Annotated in this window: 17 protein-coding genes and 1 pseudogene; 7 read left to right on the top strand and 11 right to left on the bottom strand. The window is 62.4% G+C overall.

The window, feature by feature from the left end:
- The first annotated feature begins 34 nt into the window (after positions 1–34).
- Complete coding sequence (locus Q0603_RS01495; RefSeq protein WP_298720980.1) at positions 35–757, top strand: hypothetical protein; 723 nt, start codon at positions 35–37, stop codon at positions 755–757.
- Complete coding sequence (locus Q0603_RS01490) at positions 754–1671, top strand: sensor histidine kinase (protein WP_298720978.1); 918 nt, start codon at positions 754–756, stop codon at positions 1669–1671. Before Q0603_RS01495 ends, Q0603_RS01490 begins: the two co-directional genes overlap by 4 nt.
- On the opposite strand, the gene Q0603_RS01485 is transcribed toward Q0603_RS01490, so the two are convergent.
- Positions 1653–3020 (bottom strand): MATE family efflux transporter, encoded by a 1368-nt coding sequence (locus tag Q0603_RS01485; protein WP_298720976.1) that lies wholly within the window; start codon positions 3018–3020, stop codon positions 1653–1655. The two genes, Q0603_RS01490 and Q0603_RS01485, sit on opposite strands and share 19 nt — an antisense overlap.
- A 10-nt stretch (positions 3021–3030) precedes the next feature.
- Positions 3031–3684 (bottom strand): TetR/AcrR family transcriptional regulator, encoded by a 654-nt coding sequence (locus Q0603_RS01480; RefSeq protein WP_298720973.1) that lies wholly within the window; start codon positions 3682–3684, stop codon positions 3031–3033.
- 224 nt (positions 3685–3908) lie between these two features.
- Here Q0603_RS01480 and Q0603_RS01475 point away from each other — a divergent pair, with 224 nt between their 5' ends.
- Positions 3909–4235: a hypothetical protein gene (locus tag Q0603_RS01475; protein ID WP_298720970.1), complete on the top strand. Its 327-nt coding sequence runs from the start codon at positions 3909–3911 to the stop codon at positions 4233–4235.
- 169 nt (positions 4236–4404) lie between these two features.
- Here Q0603_RS01475 and Q0603_RS01470 read toward each other — a convergent pair whose 3' ends face one another.
- Entirely contained in the window at positions 4405–5097 is a 693-nt protein-coding gene (locus tag Q0603_RS01470; RefSeq protein ID WP_298720967.1) for a response regulator transcription factor, read from the bottom strand.
- A gap of 429 nt (positions 5098–5526) precedes the next feature.
- Here Q0603_RS01470 and typA point away from each other — a divergent pair, with 429 nt between their 5' ends.
- Positions 5527–7347, top strand: coding sequence for a translational GTPase TypA (gene typA, locus Q0603_RS01465; RefSeq protein ID WP_298720962.1), 1821 nt, complete (start codon positions 5527–5529; stop codon positions 7345–7347).
- A 77-nt stretch (positions 7348–7424) separates the two neighbouring features.
- Here typA and Q0603_RS01460 read toward each other — a convergent pair whose 3' ends face one another.
- Positions 7425–8156: an SPOR domain-containing protein gene (locus tag Q0603_RS01460; RefSeq protein WP_298720959.1), complete on the bottom strand. Its 732-nt coding sequence runs from the start codon at positions 8154–8156 to the stop codon at positions 7425–7427.
- A 228-nt stretch (positions 8157–8384) separates the two neighbouring features.
- On the opposite strand from Q0603_RS01460, the gene Q0603_RS01455 reads away from it, so the two are divergent.
- Positions 8385–8606: a biotin/lipoyl-binding carrier protein gene (locus tag Q0603_RS01455; RefSeq protein WP_298720957.1), complete on the top strand. Its 222-nt coding sequence runs from the start codon at positions 8385–8387 to the stop codon at positions 8604–8606.
- Positions 8607–8610: 4 nt separating this feature from the next.
- Entirely contained in the window at positions 8611–8907 is a 297-nt protein-coding gene (locus Q0603_RS01450) for a DUF1330 domain-containing protein (protein ID WP_298720955.1), read from the top strand.
- Between the two features lie 62 nt (positions 8908–8969).
- Here the strand turns inward: Q0603_RS01450 and Q0603_RS01445 are convergent, their stop codons facing one another.
- Together Q0603_RS01445 and mtnA are read right to left on the bottom strand one after the other, a co-directional pair.
- Positions 8970–11018 (bottom strand): bifunctional aldolase/short-chain dehydrogenase, encoded by a 2049-nt coding sequence (locus Q0603_RS01445; RefSeq protein ID WP_298720953.1) that lies wholly within the window; start codon positions 11016–11018, stop codon positions 8970–8972.
- A 12-nt stretch (positions 11019–11030) separates the two neighbouring features.
- Complete coding sequence (mtnA, locus tag Q0603_RS01440; protein WP_298720951.1) at positions 11031–12128, bottom strand: S-methyl-5-thioribose-1-phosphate isomerase; 1098 nt, start codon at positions 12126–12128, stop codon at positions 11031–11033.
- Between the two features lie 139 nt (positions 12129–12267).
- On the opposite strand from mtnA, the gene Q0603_RS01435 reads away from it, so the two are divergent.
- Positions 12268–13251 (top strand): NADPH:quinone oxidoreductase family protein, encoded by a 984-nt coding sequence (locus tag Q0603_RS01435; RefSeq protein ID WP_298720949.1) that lies wholly within the window; start codon positions 12268–12270, stop codon positions 13249–13251.
- Positions 13252–13281: 30 nt separating this feature from the next.
- On the opposite strand, the pseudogene Q0603_RS01430 reads toward Q0603_RS01435, so the two are convergent.
- The 5 genes and pseudogenes from Q0603_RS01430 to Q0603_RS01410 form a co-directional block, all read right to left on the bottom strand.
- Positions 13282–14784: pseudogene (locus Q0603_RS01430) on the bottom strand (ATP-binding protein); the annotation flags it as partial.
- 421 nt (positions 14785–15205) lie between these two features.
- Entirely contained in the window at positions 15206–16336 is a 1131-nt protein-coding gene (locus Q0603_RS01425) for a type III PLP-dependent enzyme (RefSeq protein WP_298721442.1), read from the bottom strand.
- 479 nt (positions 16337–16815) lie between these two features.
- Complete coding sequence (locus tag Q0603_RS01420) at positions 16816–17457, bottom strand: FecR family protein (protein ID WP_298720946.1); 642 nt, start codon at positions 17455–17457, stop codon at positions 16816–16818.
- Positions 17458–17556: 99 nt separating this feature from the next.
- Positions 17557–18195: a uracil phosphoribosyltransferase gene (gene upp / locus Q0603_RS01415; protein WP_298720943.1), complete on the bottom strand. Its 639-nt coding sequence runs from the start codon at positions 18193–18195 to the stop codon at positions 17557–17559.
- A gap of 25 nt (positions 18196–18220) precedes the next feature.
- Positions 18221–19459 (bottom strand): URC4/urg3 family protein, encoded by a 1239-nt coding sequence (locus Q0603_RS01410; protein WP_298720940.1) that lies wholly within the window; start codon positions 19457–19459, stop codon positions 18221–18223.
- Between the last annotated feature and the right edge of the window lie 4 nt (positions 19460–19463).

Raw genomic sequence — 19463 nt, 5'->3', positions numbered from 1 at the left:
GCACCCGTAATGCCGCAACCCAGGGGGAATAGGCATGGTTGCCCGAGTTCGTAAACAATTGAAATGGCTTCGCTTCGGAGCTTTGCTGATTCCGGGGGTCCTCGCCCTTCTGTGGAGCTACGAAACCTGGCAAGCGGAATGGCAGCGCGCGGCCGAACATGCCCGGCGCAACGCCGAACTGGCCAGCGAATTCACCCAGCGCATCGTGCAAGGCCAGCAGATCGCCCTGGATCGCGCCGACATCCTGCTGCGCCGGTATAGCGATGCATCCGACATCGCCCTTTTGGCCGAAGAGCTGGAGGAGCTACGAAATACGGTTCCCCTGACGCATACCATAGCCGTTATCGATGATAGCGGTAAGCCTGTAGCGGCAAGTCAGCCCCTGGCTCCCGGCGCGTCTTTCAACGAACGGCCTTTCTTTCAAGTCCTCTCGGCTCAACCGGAAATCCTGGTGATCGACAGGCAAATCCTGCGCCCCAGCGGCCTTGACGCCCTGCTGTTCGCCCGTCGCACTACTGAAAGGCAGGGGTGGACCGTCGTCAGTACCATCGACGTGGCTGCAATCCGAGACTTCTATCAAAGGCTAGCGCGCGAAGAACACGCCGTGGCGTCGGTTGCGACCCGCGATGGCCGCCTGTTGGTTCGGAATCTGGCATGGCGGGACCCACCAAGATCGCTCCCGACAGTCCATATCTTCAGGCTATCCGAAACAGCTCCGAAGGCCTCATCCAACTGTCCGCATCCGTCGACGGCGTGAAGCGCCTGTATGCCTACAAGCAGATCGCCGATTTGCCGCTCTATGCCAATGTCGGATTTTCCGAAGCCAGCATTCACGCCGCCATCGTCGAGGAGCTGATTCCCCACATTGTCGTGCTGTTCCTTGCGGCAGTGCTTGGATATATCGCCGTTGGTCAGGTGCAACGGCGGCTGGAAACGCAAGTCTCGCTGATTGCGGCACAGCGCAGCGCCGAGCTGAAGGATTCACTGTTCAAGGAGATGAACCATCGCATCCGGAACAATCTTCTGGCCGTGCAAAGCCTGATCAGCCTGCAAGCCCGCAAGGCCGGTCTGCCGCCCGCAATCTTCCAAGATATCGAAAAGCGGATCTGGGCCATCTCGGAGGTGCATAATCTGCTTTACAGCGCTGAGAGCGCGTCCACGATGGATTTCGGCAGCTTCCTGCGGGCATTGTGCAGCAATCCAAGCATCGTGCCGCCGGAGACTGGCATCGCGGTGCGCTGTGAAACCGCTCATGTCGAAATCGATACGCGTCAGGCGGTTCCCGCCGCGCTGATCCTGCTCGAAATGCTGACCAATGCCGTAAAGCACGCCTTCCCCAATGGCGGCGGAACCATCACGGTTTTGCTTTCCGAGGACGATTCCGCCGCGCTCGCAATCGTGTCCGATGATGGCGTCGGCTTGCCTGAACAACGCCGCCGGAATTCGGGATTGCAGCTTATCCAGGGGTTTGCCCGCCAGATCGGCGCCACGCTGGTTGTCGCGGTCAATAACGGCACGACCTTTACCTTGCGCTTTCCCAAAGCTGGCGGCCCCCCGCTGATGACCGGAGAACAACACCAGTCGAAATCAGTGTCTGACACAGCGCCGGGGCAGACACCCCCCGATGTCTTAACAGCCGCGCAGCAGTCATTTTACCAACGCGTCCTGTAGACCGCGGCGGCTGTCGCCAGTCCATAGATCACCATGGCGCCGCCCGCCAATGCGAAAAGCGTCCAGGCTTCGGCGCTGCTCATCGTCAGCCACCATCCAACCAGCGCGACCAAGACCAGACGCAGTGTGCCGGCCAGAACAGGCCCCAGCAGCTTGCCCGCCCCCTGCGACGCGAAATAAAGGCACAGGCCGAGGCCGAAGAAAGGAAAGCCGGCACCGGCGGCGGTCAGATATTGCCGCCCGGCCTTGATCACGGCCACGTCGCTGGTGAACAGGCTGGTCCAGGCATCCGGAAAGATAATGACGACAAGGCCGATGGCGGCTAGCGCAGCCGCCGAAAGGCTGCCTGCTGTCCAGGCGACACGGCGCGCGCGCGTCACGTCCTTGGCGCCAATCGCCATGCCGACCATCGGCACACTGGCCACACCGACCGAGAAGGCAATCGGGATCAGCAGGAATTCCAGCCGGGCACCGATGCCATAGCCAGCCAAGGCGGCCGTACCGAACCGCGCCACCAGACCGGTGAAGATCAGAATGGTCACCACGGTCTGCAGCGAGGACAGGCAGGCCATGGCGCCTACTTTCAGAATATCGACGAACAGCGCGCGCTGAGCAGTGAAGCCCTGCAACGTCAGGCGAAGCCGGGCGCGGCGGCCATTCAGATGCAGGAAGAGATACAGCGCGCCAAGCCCGAAAGCCGAGACCGCGCCAATGGCTACGCCGACGATGCCGAGCTTGGGTACCGGCCCTAATCCCAGCCCGAGCGTGCCGCCGATGGCGATCTGCAGCCCGGCCACGATTAACCCCAGCACCGAGGGCACCATCATGTTGCCGGTCCCACGCAGGATCGAAGCGAAGGTGTTGAACAGCCAGACGGCGGTGATGCCTGCGAAAATGGTATTTGAATAGAGGATGGCCTGCTCCAGCGCACCGTCGCGCCCGCCCAGCAGGCGATAGATGGACGGCCCCAAAGCAAAGAAGAACAGTGTGAAAAACAACCCGGCCGCCAGAGCGATGATGATGGCATGGATCGCCAGCGTGTTGGCCCGCGCCAGGTCGCCCGCGCCAAGAGCCCGGCTGATCGCCGAGGAAACGCCGCCGCCCATGGCACCCGCCGACATCATCTGCATCAGCATGGCCATGGGAAAGACCAGCGCCATGGCAGCCAGCGGCTCGACGCCCAGGCGGCCGACATAGGTCGTCTCGGCAATCGCAGCCAGCGCGGTAGCCACCATCGCCACGGTATTGGGCAAGGTCAGCCGCAACAGCGTGGGCAGGATCGGACCTTGCAGAAGCGCCTCGCGGCCAGCAGCAGCGCCAGCCACCGGGATGGGTTTCTGGACCGTCATCTTTTCCCTTTCAGGGCAGCAGCGCGTCGAGGCGGCGCATCGCGGCATCGCGGCCCGCCTCCAGGATGCGGTTGGATAGCTTTGGATCGGCAATGACCCGCGCCAGGGCCAGCGTGCCGGAGAGTTCAGCCATCAGCGACCAGGCCGCGGCTTCGGCTTCCTCCGGCGGCAGCGGCGGCGACAGGTGGCGGACAAACCGGGCGGCAATGCCGCGCAGGCCGGCCTCGAAGGCCGCCCGCGCCACCGGCTCAAGACGGCTGGCCTCGGTGTTCAGGGCGGCAACCGCACAGCCGCCCGCCCGGTTGTCGCGATGGTCGGGCGACAGGTAGCTCTGGATCCAGGCCTTGAGGGCCGCCTTGCCGGTGGCGGCACCGGTCACAGCGGCGAAGCGCGCGGCACCCTCGGCGAACATGCCTTCGATGGCGCCGGCGACCAGCGCGTCCTTGGAGGGGAAGTGAGCATAGAAGCCGCCATGGGTAAGTCCGGCTGCGCGCATCACATCGGCCACCCCGACCTGCTCAGGACCGGCCTCGCGGATGGCGCGGGCGGCATGACGCAGGATGGACTGGCGGGTGGCTTCGCCCTTACGGATCCCCCGCAGCCGGCGGGGGCGGCCGAGCGGTAATTCCGTCTGGAGCAGGTTGGCTTTTGCGGGCGATCTCATGCCGATGAGTTGACCATAAAATATGATGATTGTCATCATATTTTATGCGGGCACACCTAGGTTCAACTTGCCCGCCCCGGCGGGAATTGCCGAACTTAAGGTAAATTAAAAGGTAAGATTAATCATTTAATTACTGATTTTTCTTTGATTTTCAGCCTGGAATTAACCAAAATTCTTGGCATGCGGATTGCTTCTCCTGGTTGTGAATTGTGAAGGAGAAGCTCATGTCGATTTCCGGAATTGGTGGCCTCGGCGTCCTTTTGCCCAGCTTTAGCCCCTCGTCCAGCAGCGCGGCCAGCGGTCTCCCGACCGAGGAAATTGAGGGCAGGAAGAGCGTCCAGGACGAGTTCCTCGACTACGCTCGCATGTCGGTCGCCGAGCGCATCCGCGCTCAGATATTGGAAGACAAAGGCCTCACCGAAGAGAGGCTGGCCGAGCTGGACGCCGAGAAGCGCAAGGCCATCGAGGAGGAGATCCGCCAGGCCATCGAAGAGAAGATGAAGGTCGAAACCGGCAAGACCGAAGGTACCATGGCCGATCTCCGGGTGTAGGGATCCCCTCTCCCTCCTTGTCCCCATCCCAGACGGGCGCGAAACCGGGCGCTGTCCGGCCTCGCCGCCGTCTGGGCTGCACGCCTAGGCTCGGCCTGAACATCGCGCACATACCCGGGCGCTTAAGCTGCCCGCAGGCAGCTACACGAACCGCTGGGGCTAAATCCTCTCAGGCCTTGAGGCCGGAATGCTGGGCAGTCTGCGCCATCCCATTATTGAGCGCCCAGATCGCGGCCTGAGTTCGGTTCTGCACGTTGATCTTCTTCAAGATTCCCTTCAGATGGACCTTCACTGTGCCTTCCGATATCTGCAGCCGGTTGGCGATCATCTTGTTGGAATCCCCACCCAGCAGGCAATTCAGGATCTGCATCTCACGCTCGGACAGGCCGCGGCCGGAAGCCGTCCGCCGGCCTGTTCCGCTGCTGCCGGACGGGACCTGCGCGCCATTCACCAGGCAACGGGCCAGATCGGTCGGAAAAACCTTCTCGCCTAGCATGACGAGATGGAGGGATTGCTTCAGAGCGTCCGCCGACATGCTCTTCAGCAGATAGCCATCGACACCGGCGTCCAGCGCCCGCATCAGGGACACGCCGTCGTTATCGTTCGTCAGGACGACGATGCGGGTGTTTGGCGCCGTATCGCGGATCGCCCCAATGACGTCCGAGGGGGATGCGGCATTGCCGACGGGGAGTTCAGTCAGCAGAATGTTGGTGTCGGGCGAGGATTTCAGCTTGTCCAACGCTTCCGACAAGGCCGCTGCCTCGTGGCTGACTTGAAAAACGCTGTCCTGAAATATGCGTTTCAGGCCTTCTCGAAATAATCGGCTCTGATCAACCAGCAGTATGGATATCTGCCCACCCACTTTGTCCCTCCATTAGCTGTTTCTCGCCGGGGGCGCCGATACGTCACTGGCACACCCGCATGGAACAAAAACTGCGAGCAAGACCGCAGGTGCAGACAAAATGAACGATAAGGGTTCCTAGATTTCCACCTGTAGCTCGGAAGGCCATTCTGCCTTCGCCAAGGGGATAGGATTTGTGATTTCATTATGGCTAGTTAGGCAGGTTTGAGTACCGCCGTATTCAACCAGGTTGGCAGTCGCGCCCCTCCCGGGCTGATAGGTTAAGCCTCTGAAATGGTTAATTTCTGGATGTGCTGCCGCAGCGCAGCAAATCTTCACTTGTAACCGGCCCTGCCCCGCCGTATATACGCCGCAGCTTTCAAGCCAAACCCAGAGGAATCGCGCCTGGCCGCCTGTCCATCGGACGACCGGGCCTTTTTGTGTAAGCGCATGGATATCCGCAACATCGCCATCATCGCCCACGTCGACCATGGCAAGACAACCCTGGTCGATGCCTTGCTGCGCCAGTCCGGTTCATTCCGCGAAAACCAGCAGGTGGCCGAGCGCGTGATGGACTCCAACGATCTGGAGCGCGAGCGCGGCATCACCATCCTGGCCAAGTGCACTTCGGTGGAATGGCGCGGTACCCGGGTCAACATCGTCGACACCCCCGGCCATGCCGATTTCGGCGGTGAAGTCGAGCGCATCCTGAACATGGTCGATGGCGTCGTCCTGCTGGTCGATGCTGCCGAGGGCCCGCTGCCGCAGACCAAGTTCGTGCTGACCAAGGCCCTAGGCCTTGGCATGCGCCCCATCGTCGTCATCAACAAGGTCGACCGTCAGGATGCCCGGCCCATCGAGGTCCATTCAGAGGTCTTCGACCTGTTCGCCGCCCTGGATGCCACGGAAGAGCAGCTCGACTTCCCGGTGATGTTCGCCTCGGGCCGTTCCGGCTGGGCCGATGACAGCCTGGAAGGACCGCGCAAGGACCTGTCGCCCCTCTTCGACCTGATCGTGCGCCATGTGCCGCCGCCGAAGGTGGACGTCAACGCGCCGTTTAAGATGCTGGTCACGACTTTGGAGGCCGACAACTTCCTGGGCCGTATCCTCACCGGCCGCATCTACTCGGGCAAGATCAAGGTGAATGCGCCGATCCATGCCCTGCGCGGCGACAAGGAAATCGAAGCGGGCCGCGCCACCAAGCTGCTGTCCTTCCGTGGCATCGAGCGCGTGCCGGTGGAGGAAGCGCAGGCAGGTGACATCATCGCCATTGCCGGCCTGACCACCACCACCGTCGCCGACACGATCTGCGATCCGTCCGTCACCGAGGCCGTGCCGGCCAATCCGATCGATCCACCGACCCTGGCCATGACCTTCTCGGTCAACAACTCGCCGTTTGCCGGCAAGGAAGGCAGCAAGGTGCAGAGCCGCGTGATCCGCGAGCGCCTGCTGCGCGAGGCCGAGGGCAATGTCGCGATCCGCGTCACCGAGACCGACGAGAAGGATGCCTTCCAGGTTTCCGGCCGCGGCGAGCTGCAGCTTGGCGTGCTGGTAGAGACCATGCGCCGCGAAGGCTTCGAACTTTCCATCAGCCGTCCGCGCGTGATCTTCCAGAAGGACGAGAACGGCCAACTGCTGGAGCCGATCGAAGAAGTCCATGTCGACGTGGACGACGCCTACACCGGCGTGGTGGTTGAGAAGATGAGCCTGCGCAAGGCCGAGCTGCGCGACATGCGTCCCTCGGGCGGCGGCAAGACCCGCATCACCTTCCTGGCGCCGTCACGCGGCCTGATCGGCTATCACGGCGAGTTCCTCACCGATACCCGCGGTACCGGCATCATGAACAAGCTGTTCCATGGCTATGGCCCGCATCGCGGCCCGATCCCCGGCCGCCGCAACGGCGTGCTGATCGCCAACGGCACCGGCGAAACCGTCGCCTACGCGCTGTGGTACATCGAGGAGCGCGGCGTACTGTTCGTTGATCCGGGCACGCCGGTCTACGAGGGCATGATCATCGGTGAGCATAGCCGCGACAACGACCTCGAAGTGAACCCGATGAAGGCGAAGCAGCTCACCAATATCCGCGCCGCCGGCAAGGATGAAGCTGTGAAGCTGACCCCGCCCCGCAAGATGACGCTGGAACAGGCGATCAGCTATATCGGTGACGACGAGCTGGTCGAAGTCACGCCGAAGTCCATCCGCATCCGCAAGAAGCTGCTGGATCCGAACGAGCGCAAGAAGGCGCAGCGGGCCGCGGAAGCTGCCGCCTGATCGGCATCAGCCAATGAAATTCAAAAGGCCGGGTGAAAACCCGGCCTTTTTGCTGTGATTGTGAAGGTGACGCTGCCCTATTCCTTCACCGCCGCGCAGTAGCGCTGCGGGCCGCGGATCCTGGCGCAAGCAGCATCGGCTTCCTTGCGGTCGGCCCAGCCGCCGATCATCAGCCTCGCAAACGAGCCGCGATCCTTCAAGTCGACCCATTCGATTCTGGGATCGAACTGGCCATAAAGATTGGGATCGCGCTTGAGCAATTCCTGCCATTCGTTGATCGCCGCACCTTCAGTGCGGTGCGAGGCAAGATGCGCGCGCCAGGGCCCGGCGCTCGCGGATACAGGTTTATCCGCCGCTGCGGCTGTCGCCTTCGCAACCGGCACGGCCGGGGCCGCAACGGAAGGCTTGTAGCCGGCAGGCATAGCGGACGCAGACGGCGTTGCGGGAGAAGCAGCCAGGGCAGGCGTGCTCTTGGGCGAAGCGGATGAAGCCGCGACTGACGCCGAGGCCGAACTCGGATGCGGCATGGCGGCGCCGGGTTTGATCGGGATCGGCTGGCCGGAGGGTTTCAGAACGGCCGGTTTGACATTGGCCGGCTGACTGCTGGCCGGCTGACTGCTGGCCGGCTGGTCTTCAGCAGGCTTCGCCTCCTCTTCGACCTTTTTAACCGACGGCGTGTAATCGACTGGCGTTGTGTTGGACTGGCTGGTGTAGCTGGCAGCGCGCTGCGCCGCCCAGCTTGCCTGGGAAACATCGCCTGCCCGCAGCGGCATGCTGGATGATGCCAGCGTCGGCGCCGCAGAGGCCATTTGCGGAGCGCCGGCAGTAGCACGCTGCGGATCGACCGGGTCAACGCCCAGGTCCCGCCGCAGGCCATTATAGGTCTGACATCCTCCAAGGATTGCCGTTACGGCAATCGCAGAGGCCAAGTTCAAGACAACGCTGCGGCAAGCCATTTACCACCCCTTGTGCCGTCGCATTTTATGCAGACGGCGCAAAGGCTTCCAGCTAGAAAGATGGTGAATCGAGGAGGAAGCATGCCCGTTATCGACATTAAAGCAGAAGTCACAGGAAAGGTGTGGAAGATCGAAGCCGAGGCCGGCGCGGCAGTGAACAGCGGCGATCTGGTGATGATCCTGGAATCGATGAAGATGGAAATCCCGGTCGAGGCACCCAAATCGGGGAAGCTGTCCGCGCTGACCGTCGCCGAGGGCGATGCCGTAAAGGAAGGCCAGGTCGTGGCCCGGCTGGAGATCTGATGCCATGGCCGTCTACATCATCGCCCAGCTGAAATTCAAAGACCGCGACGCCTACAACCGCTATCAGGCGAAGTTCTTTGGCGTGTTCAAGCGCTTCAAGGGCCAGGTGCTCGCAGCAGACGAAAAGCCGCTGCGTCTGGAGGGCGACTGGGACCGCGACAAGGTGGTGATCATGAGCTTCCCCGATCAGGCCGAAGCCGAGCGCTTCATGCACGATCCGGAATACGCGGAAATCTCCAAGGACCGCCATGCCGGCGCCGATACGGTATCGGTGCTCGTGCGGGGATTGCAGATGCCGTAATTGAACGTCATCCCCGGGCCGAGCCCGGGGATGACGACAGCAAAGAACGACAGACTTCGAACTTACCGCAGCGCTGCCGCGATATTGCCGCCATCCACGGTGGCCACGGCAGCGGTCGTTTTCTGCGCCATGGCAAGCTGCACGAAAGCCTGCGCCACGTCTTCGGCCTTCACCTCACGCTTGAGCAGATTGCCAGCCATATACTCCTTCTCGGAGACGCCACGCGCCTTGGAACGCTTGGCCACCATCTCGTCGGTGAGCAAGCCCGAGCGGATACGGTCGGCGTTGACCGCCGACGAGCGGATACCCTGATCGCCGTAATCCAGCGCGTACTGGCGCGATAGGAACAGCGTTGCAGCCTTCGGCAAACCATAGGGGCCAAAATCCGGGCCGGGATTGACCGCCTGCTTGGAAGCATTGAACAAGAGGCAACCGCCGGTTTTCTGCTTGAGCATGATCTGCACAGCGGTCTGCGCGACGTACTGATGGCTGAAGAAATTCAGCTCGAAAGATTTGCGCAGCAGTTCGTCCGAAACCTCGCCGATCTTGCCGCCCCAGGCATTGCCGGCATTGGAAACGACGATATCGACGCCACCGAAATGCTGCACGATCTTCGCGAAGGCCGCTTTGACGGCATCCGGCTTGGTGACATCGCAGGCAATCCCGATGCCCCCCAGCTTCTTGGCCACTTCGGCGGCCTTGACGCCATCAAGATCAAGCACGGCCACCTCCGCGCCCTCAGCGGCGAAAGCCTTGGCCGTCGCCGCTCCGATAGCACCCGCACCGCCGGTAATCACCGCGACCTGACGCGCCAGCGGCTTCTCGGCGCCCTTGCCGAGCTTGGCCTGTTCCAGCGACCAGTATTCGATATCGAACATGTCGCGTTCGGAGATGCTTTCGAACCGGCCGATGCTTTCGGCCTTGGTGATCACCTCCACCATCGTCTCGGCCTGATCGGCAGCGACGCTCGCCTCCTTGCGCGACTTGCCCACGGCGACAAGGCCATGGCCCGGGATCAGCAGCACGCGCGGCAGGACGTCGAGCATGATCTTCTTCTGCTCGGCCTTGGCATTCTGGCGGTTGAAATAGGCCGTGTATTTCTCGGCGAACTTGGCAATCGCCGTCTTGGCGGCAGCGGTGAACTCATCCAGCTTGCCGGCTTCCGGCGCCGGCAGAACCAGCGGCCAGGGCTTGATGCGAATGACATGCTCCGGCGTCGCCGTGCCCTGCTGACTGTAGCGCGCCACCTCTTTACCATTCACGAAGGCGAGATTCTGCTCGCCGCCACGAACATCGAAAATCCAGCGCTTGAAGCCGCCGTCCTGATCGGTGGACACCGCAAGCAGGCCGCGCAGGATCGGCAGCACGTCTTTCAGCGGAGCAACCTTCTTCGGCAGCCTGGCCTGGACGATCCTCTTCTTGCCTTCGGCCAGACGCTTCTCCGCCATGGAGACGAACTTGATCATCCGATCATAGGCCTGCTTGGCATTGTCGCCCCAAGTGAAGATGCCGTGCTTGAGCAGAACCAGGCCTTCCGCATCGGGCTGTCTGGCATAGGCTTCAGCGGCCTTCTTCGCCAGAACAAAGCCGGAGAACATATAGTCGAGGATGATCACCTTCTTGCCGAACAGCTTCTCGCAGATGGCACGGCCATTCGGCTGATTGCTGATCGCCAGGATTGCATTGGCATGCGTGTGGTCGATGAACTTATGCGGCAGGAAGGCGTGGAACAGCGTCTCGACCGAAGGATTTGGTGAAGAAGCATCCAGCAGATTGATGCGCTGGACGTTGACCATCTCTTCGTCGGAAAGCTGCTTGAGCTTGATCAGTTCCTGCAGCGGGTGCAGGCGCACCGCCGGCAGGCCCGGCGGCTCGATCACCGCCATGTCCCAGCCCGAGCCCTTCACGCAGAGCACGTCGACCGGCTTGCCGAGCAGGTCCTTCATCACGGTCTTCACCGAGGTATTACCGCCGCCATGCTGCACCAGAGCCGGCACGCCCCCGAGCAGACGCGTGGTGTAGGTGCGCAGCGCCAGATCCTCGTTGACACCCTGCTTGGCGTAATGGGCGATGGCGGCCTTGGCGTCGCGGTCGGACCAAAGATTCTTCATGTCGGCAAATTCCTACTTGGCGAATTCGGGATAAAGCTTAATGAGACCTTCTTCCGAGGCGGCGCAGATGCCGCGCTCGGTGACGAGCCCGGTGACCAGACGTGCCGGCGTAACGTCGAAGCCATAATTGGCGGCCTTGCTGCCTTCCGGCGTGATGGTGACGGGGACCACCTCGCCCGTGGCGGTACGGCCGCTCATTACGATGACCTCTTCCTGGGCGCGTTCCTCAATCGGGATTTCCTTCACGCCGTCGCGGATGGTCCAGTCGATGGTGGAATGGGGCAGCGCCACATAGAAAGGCACATTGTTGTCCTTGGCCGCGAGCGCCTTCAGATAGGTACCGATCTTGTTGCAGACATCGCCGTCGCGGGTGGTGCGGTCAGTGCCGACGATGCAGAGATCGACCTTGCCATGCTGCATCAGATGACCACCGGCATTGTCGACGATCACGGTATGAGGCACGCCATGGCTGTTCAGCTCCCAGGCGGTGAGCGAAGCGCCCTGGTTACGCGGCCGCGTCTCGTCGACCCAGACATGCACGGGAATGCCCTTGTCGTGCGCCTTGTAGATCGGCGCGATCGCCGTGCCCCAATCGACGCATCCAAGCCAGCCAGCATTGCAATGGGTGAGCACGTTCACCGCACGCTTGCGTCCGGTTTTTTCATATGCTTCCTCGATCAAGGTCAAGCCGTGGTCGCCGATGGCCGAACAGGTAGCGACATCTTCCTCACAAATTTCAGCGGCAATCTTGTAGGAGATGGCGGCGCGCTCGGCCGGCGGACGGTTGTGCAACGCATTGCGAACCCGGTCCAGCGCCCATTTCAGGTTGATCGCAGTCGGGCGCGTCTCGTTGATGACCTGATAGGCCTTTTCCAGCATTGCATCGGACGGATCGACGCGCATTGCCAGAGCGAGGCCATAGGCGCCGGTGGCGCCGATCAACGGCGCGCCGCGCACGATCATCGCCTTGATCGCATGGGCCGCTTCTTCCCAGGTCTTCAGACTGGTGGTGACGAAAGCATGCGGCAGCTTGGTCTGATCGATGATGCCGATCGACCAGCCGTCGTCGTTGACCCAGATGGTGCGGTAGGGTACGCCCTTAACCTTCATGTTCCGTCCTGCGCTGTCTGCGAACCGGAGCCCAAAAACCGCGCGGAAAGTAGCGGACCCCGCCCTAGGGGGCAATGCCGAATGGGGTGTTTTTGGCCTGCATCTATAGGGACTACCGAGGGCTGATCAGGGCGACGATATGACCACCTACCGTGCCATTCTCTGTCAGCAGCTCGGCTCTCCCGAACTGCTGACCCTCGCGGATTTGCCGCGCCCGGCGCTGAAGCCCGGGGAAGTGCGCATCCGGCTGCGCGCCGCCGGCGTCAATTTCCCGGATCTTCTGCAAATCGCGGGCGAGTACCAGCATAAGCCGTCCTTGCCCTTCGTGCCGGGATTTGAAGCGGCTGGCGATGTCATTGAGATCGGGCCCGAGACTTCCGGCTGGCAGATCGGCGATGCCGTCATTCTCCGCGGCGGAAGCTGCTATGCCGAGGAGGCGGTCGCCCGCGCCGAGGGCCTGCTGCGCAAGCCGGCAGACTGGTCCTACGAGGAAGCAGCAGCCTTCCCTGTCGCGGCCGCAACGGCCTGGGTGGCACTGGTGGCACGGGGCCGTCTTCGAGCCGGCGAAAGTCTGCTGGTGCTTGGCGCTGGCGGTGGTACAGGCTTGGCGGCAGTGACGCTGGGAAGCCGGCTGGGAGCCCGCGTCATCGCTGTCGCTTCATCGCCGGCGAAGCGCGAAGCGGCGGTCGCGGCAGGTGCCGCCATCTGCGTCGATCCAGCCGAATACGATTGGATCGATCAAGTCCGTACCGTCACTGGCGGACAAGGCGTCAATATCGTCTTCGATCCGGTAGGCGGCGACTTATTTGATGCGACTTGGCGAGGCATTGCCGCGGGCAGCCGATATCTGGTGATTGGCTTTGCCGCGGGGCGGCACCCCAAACTTCCCGCCAATCGCCTGCTGCTTAGGGAAGCGGAACTCATCGGTGTCCGCGCTGGCGAGCAAACACGCCGCGATCCCCTGACGGCGCGGCAACTCCAGTCAGCCTTGAATGAGTGGCTAGTCAGCGGCGAGGGACGGCCCCGGCTGGGTGGCATCTACCGCCTCGCGGACGCCGCTCAAGCCTTGCGCCTCATGGCTGATCGCGGGGCGGTCGGCAAGCTGGTCCTGCATACCGGCTAACGCGCCGGGACGGCAGCGCTCCGCAGGCAGGCTGACCGTGACCGTCGTGCCGATGCCAACCTGGCTTGCAAGATGAAGCTCACCACCATGCAGTTCGATCAGGCTGCGGGATAGCGACAATCCCAACCCGCTCCCCTCATGGCTGCGCGACAGGGCGCTGGCCACCTGATTGAAAGGCTGCTGCACGCGTTCGATGTCTTCTTCCGGTATGCCGATACCCGTATCGGCGACAACCACTTCTATGCCGCCATCCGGAAGAATATCGCAGCGGATTTCCACGGCGCCGCCCTGCGGGGTGAATTTCACCGCGTTGCTGAGCAGATTGATCCAGATCTGCCGCAGCCGCCGGGCATCGGCCCAGATGGTCGGCGCCGGCGTCGGCATCTGCTTGCGCAGCGCGATGCGATGGGCCGTGGCCCGTTCGCGCACCAGCAGCAAGGCGGCATCGAGGCTTTCGTTCAGGTCGATCCATTCCTCGTCCAGGCTCATCATGCCGGATTCGACCTTGGCCATGTCGAGGATATCGTTAATCAAGGCGAGCAAATGCTCGCCGCTGGCCACGATGTCGCGGCTGTACTCGCGATATTTCTCACTGCCAAGCGGGCCCATCATCTCATCGAGCAGCACTTGGGAAAAACCGAGAATGGCGTTGAGCGGCGTGCGCAGCTCATGGCTCATATTCGCAAGGAAATCGGATTTCGCCCGGCTGGCCGCCTCAGCCTGCTCTTTCGCCATCATGAGCTGCTGTTCTGCCCGGCGCTGCGCGCTGATATCACGGAACATGCCCTCGATCATCACCGCGTTGCCGCGGTCGTCGGTCACCCGGCGCAGGGTTTTGGAAACCCAGATCCTGGAACCGTCGCGCCGCAGCATCTCGGAGCGGAAGTCCCGCACCACGCCATGCCGCTCAAGCTGCTTGAGCAATTCATCGCGGCGCTCGGGATTCACGTAGAGCTGCTCGGCGGCATTGAAGACCGTAGCCAGCATCTCTTCTGGCGAATGGAAGCCAAAGATGGCAGCACCGGCGCGATTGACCGCCAGCACCCGCCCCTCGGGCGTCTCCTGGATGATGCCCTCGTGAACATTGTCGAATATCTGGCGGTATTTGGCTTCTGCCTGCCGGAGACGGATTTGCGCCCGTTTGCGAAGCGTAATGTCGGTAAAGACGGAGACGTATCCACCAGTAGGCAGACGCCGCCAGTCGAAATTCAGCCAGGTGCCATCGGTCAACCGCACTTCTTGCTTGCGGTCGGCCTTTGTCGACGCGTCGATATAGGCGTCGATCCAAGCCGTAGCCTCTTCCGCACGGATTGTCAGGGCGCCACGCTCGATCAGCAGGCGCAGGAAATCCCTGGCAGACAGCCCTTGCCGGATATCGCCAGCGGCCAAACCGAATAATTCGGAAAGCCGGCCATTGAAATGCACGAGGGTGGTATCGGCGTCCCAGACGGCCAGCCCCTCGCCTATCGTCTCCAGTGCCTCAGACAGCAGCGCGCTTGGATGCTGCGCGGCTGGCGCGACGTCCTCCAGCACGTCGCGATGACGGCCGAGCGCAGCCAGAAAGCGGTCCTCGCCAAAAGGCGGATTGCTCAAAGCGTCCCTCTCATCGTGCCGCTGCGATGTCCGACTGGAAAAATGATGGGGTGGCTTGGGGTGCAGCAGACCGCGACCGATAGCGTCGCAGCCGATGGCCCCCCAGCATCTGTTGCCTGCCTCCCATTCTTCACCTGTTTTCTCGTTTTACGCGTTTTTATGGGCGCAGAAGTTGTCACATAGGCGCTGCCAGCCCGCAACAGAAAACCCGTAAATGGCTGCTCCAGATCAAGCTGATCGGACTAACCAGTGCTAGGTTTGCCGAAGCTTGGATCCTCATTCCAGTAGTATGGAGTACCAACAAAAAGGCCGGCAGCTTGCGCCGCCGGCCTTTGTAACCCGCTCGGAACCCGCCGACCTATCAGATGCAGTAGCTCTTCAACGGCGGGAAGCCATTGAAGCCCACCGACGAATAGGTCGTCGTGTACGCTCCGGCGGACAGGATCAGGATCTTGTCGCCCACTTCGAGATCCAGCGGCATCTGGTAATCCGCCTTCTCGTACAGAGTATCGACGCTGTCGCAGGTCGGGCCGGCGATAGAAACCGGACCGGTCGGCCCGCCGTCATGCGGCGTGATGATGCGGTACTTGATCGCCTCATCCATCGTCTCGGCCAGACCCGAGAACTTGCCGATGTCGAGATAGACCCAACGACGGTCGTCGTCGTAGTCCTTCTTCGAGATCAGCACCACCTCGGCCTGGATCACACCGGCATCGCCCACGAGGCCACGGCCCGGCTCGATGATCATTTCCGGCAAATTGTTGCCGAAATGCTTGGTCATCGCCTGACTGATCGCTTCGGCATAGGCCTCCAGCGCGGGCACGTCCGAGCGATAGCGCGCCGGGAAACCGCCGCCGAGATTGATCATCCGCAGGTCCACATCCGATTCCTGCAGGATGGTGAACATCTGGGCCACCTGAGCGACCGCCTTGTCCCACTGCTTCAGATCGGTCTGCTGCGAGCCGACATGGAAGGAGATGCCATACGGGTCGAGGCCGAGATCGCGCGCCTTGACCAGCAGGTCAGCCGCCATGCGGGGCGAGCAGCCGAATTTCTTCGACAGCGGCCATTCGGCGCCATCGCACTCCATCAGCACCCGGCAAAAAACCTGCGCACCCGGAGCGGCAGCCGCCAGCTTTTCCAGTTCGGCAATCGAATCGAAGGCATAAAGCCGCACGCCGCGCTCATAGGCCCAGGCGATGTCGCTCTTCTTCTTGATGGTCGAACCGTAGGAGATGCGGTCCGGGGTCACGCCCTCCTTCAGGCAGAGCTCGATCTCGCCCGGAGAGGCGACGTCGAAGCTGGAGCCGAGCTTGACCAGCCGGCGCACGATCTCGGCAGCCGGGTTGGCCTTGGTGGCGTAGAAAATCCGCGCCAGCGGCAGCAAGCGCCGCAGTTCGAGGTAGTTGTGCTCCACCACGTCCACGTCGACGACGAGGAACGGATCACGATCCTTCGCCTCGGCGAGGAACTTCTGCATCTTGGGGGTGATCTGACCCAGCTCTACTCGCTTCGACTGTTCACGTCGAAGACGGTTCGTCGTGCGGCCGTCCTTGGCTGCAGCAAGCATCGAAACCTCCCTCTCGGACCGGCTCTGAACCGGCACAACCGTTTAGCTGTGCCACCAAAAGAGACGCGTTCGTCGTTGCATAACCTGCCAGGGGCCATCGGCACGTGCGGGTGCGTCAATGGGGCCGTATTTACAGCATCCCCCCCCTATTGCAATAGGAAATCGCCCCCCTGACGATTTTTTTTGCAGCTACCGTGTCCCGGGGGTCACGCCCCCCGCCACCCCGGAAGTTCAAGATGCAAAAAAAGCCGCATTTCATGCGGCTTTTCTATCAGTCAGCCGAAAAGTGTCGACAGTCTGGCAGAAGCACGGGAACACCCGCTTTTAGGACTCCTCTGCAGGTCACCGCGCTCGCGGACGCCCCCGGAGCGCGCGACTCGCCTAGGGCGGTCCGGACGAGGTCAGTGCTGCAGCAGCGCAACCTGCCCCGCCAGGCCGACATAGTCCTGCAGTCGCTGCGGCGAGAGCAGCGACGGCTGGGTCGGCGCACCCAGGCCGATGATGCGAGTCGCCTCGCCGGGCTGGTCGAGGCGAACGCCATAGCCGCCGAAGCCCATCACCTCGGCGCGGCCGACGCTAAGAAGAGCGATCTCGGTCCCGTTCGGGCCAATCCGGCCCGCCACGGTGGAAGCCTTTACTGTCACCGTCCCGGTCGGCAGGACGAGATACAGGCTACCGGGGTTGGCGGAGTCGACATAGAAGCTGCCGCGCTCGAGCCGCAGCACGACCCGGTCAGCGGCAAACTCGTCGACGCTGATTGCACTATTCGGGCCGATGATCACCGTCGAGCGGTCGTTCAGCGTGAATTTCAGACCCGAGCCCGGTCCACTGGCGATCCGGCTGCCCAGAGCCACCGGGCGGCCGAGCCGTGATTCCTGGCCGACGATGCGCGGCGGCGCCACGGAGGCAGCCACCGGCTGGATATCGCCCGACTGATCGAAGGTGTCAGAAGCCGCCCAGCTATGGGCGGCGACGCCCGCGATGGCGGCGGTAGCAAGCGTAAGCGTTACGCGCAAAGCGCGTCGAAGGAAAAGAGCGGCCATGACATGGCTCCAAGGGAAACTTTTTCGGATTGCGCCGAATATGCCCCAGGCCGCTTTGTTACGCTGTGATGACGGATACGAAAGGCTTTATTTCAGCCATCATTTGGTGCCGTAGATCCGGTCGCCGGCATCACCCAGACCAGGGCGGATATAGCCATGATCATCCAGCTGGCGGTCCACGGCGCAGGTGAAGACCGGCACGTCGGGATGATTGTCGTACATCACCCGCAGCCCCTCCGGGACCGTCAGCAGGCAGACGAACTTGATCTGGGTTGCCCCCGCCTCCTTGATCCGCTGCACGGCCGCCGCGGCGGAATGGCCAGTCGCCAGCATCGGATCGACGACGATCACTAAGCGCTCCCGGATATCGTCGGGCAGCTTCAGGTAATACTCGACCGGCACCAGGGTTTCGGGATCGCGATAAAGGCCGATATGACCGACGCGGGCCGAGGGGACCAGATCGAGCATGCCGTCCAGGATGCCGTTGCCGGCGCGCAGGATGGACACGAAGCACAGCTTCTTGCCCGAAAGCAGCGGCGCCTTCATCGGCTCCAGCGGGGTTTCGATATCGGTCTTTTCCAGCGGCAGGTCGCGGGTAACCTCATAGGCCAGCAGCAGGCTCAGTTCGCGGACGAGGCGGCGGAATTCAGCCGTCGATACCTCCTTGCGGCGGAGCAGTGTCAGCTTGTGCTGCACCAGAGGGTGGCTGACAACCGTGACGTTCGGAAAGGCGTTCATGGATTAATGTCCCCCGCTACTGATATCAGAAAACCGTGCCGTCGCTGACCACTCGCAAGGGCGGCCCGCCATCGGGACGCTTCTCGCGGGCGATCTTGCGGCCTGCCGCCCAGGTACCGCCTTCCAGAATGCGCGCCAGCGGCATTTCGGCTTTGGTCTTGCCCAGGCGCTCGCGCACCCGATCGGCGATACGATCCAGCAGCGCCAGCGTCAATGCCCGCCACTCCACCACTGCCTCGTCTTCCACCGGAAGGGCGAACTGCCCCAAAGCCTCATGGCGCAGACTGAGCACCCCCAGATCGAGGAACAGCCCGCCATTGCGATATTCGGGCAGGCCGGTGAGGTCATCGAGGCCGGTGATTGCAATGCCTGCATCCTCGAATATCTCGACCAGCGAGTAGGTCAGCCATTGCGATAGTTTATGGAATGGCACCAAGCCAGAGGTCAGGTCGCCGCTGACGATGCCCCGGTGCCGCCAGACGTCGCCCAGATTGACGCCATCCATGGTCATACGCGAAGGCCAGATCGGCCCGAAACCATCCAGCACAGCCGACAGGATGGTACGCGCCGGCAGCTTGCCGTCTTGCGCCTGGCGCCTCAGGTAGTCATAGAGGCCGCCGATGCGGGCATCGCGGCCGAACAGATCCGGCCGCGCCTTCAGGGCAGCGCCGAGATTACGCATCAGGGCGGCGCGGCCTTCGACGCCGACCAGCGGATTCTTCTCGGTCACCTGGAACGCCTTTTCGATGGCGTTAGGCGGGATCGGACAAAGTCCGGCCGCATCAGCGCGCAAAGGCTGCGCCCTGTCGCCTGAGAAAAGCCCACTGCGGAAGGCATGCAGGCTGGCGACAGCCAGACCTTCCGAACGTGCGATCGTCTGCCCCGTTTCGGCCTCGGCGTATTTCCAGTCCGGACCTGCGCCAGCATCCAGCAACACGCTGGTAACGCAGAGATCGAAGCGGATGCGGGCGATTTCGTCCTGATCGACATCCTTCAATTCAGCAGCCAGCTTGCCCCAGCGATCAATGCCGCCAGCGGCGAAGTGACGCCACCGCGCGTGATAGGGAATCTCCAGGGTCGGATAGTTCTCCCGGATCACCTTTGCGACATAGTCCGCCGCCGCCGGCATGGCGTCGAAATGGACGTGGAAATTCGGCAGAGCATCTCGCTCGCCGAGCGCCAGCAGTTCATGACAACGCGCGCGAATTGCTTCCGGCGAACGCAGCCAGGCTACCGCCTGCGCCGGATCATTCAGATTACCCAAGTTT

Source organism: uncultured Ferrovibrio sp., from assembly GCF_937960835.1.
In the GTDB taxonomy this organism is placed as follows: Bacteria; Pseudomonadota; Alphaproteobacteria; order Ferrovibrionales; family Ferrovibrionaceae; genus Ferrovibrio.
The sequence above is the reverse complement of the archived record's forward strand: the minus strand, read 5'-3'. Positions and strand labels throughout refer to the sequence as shown.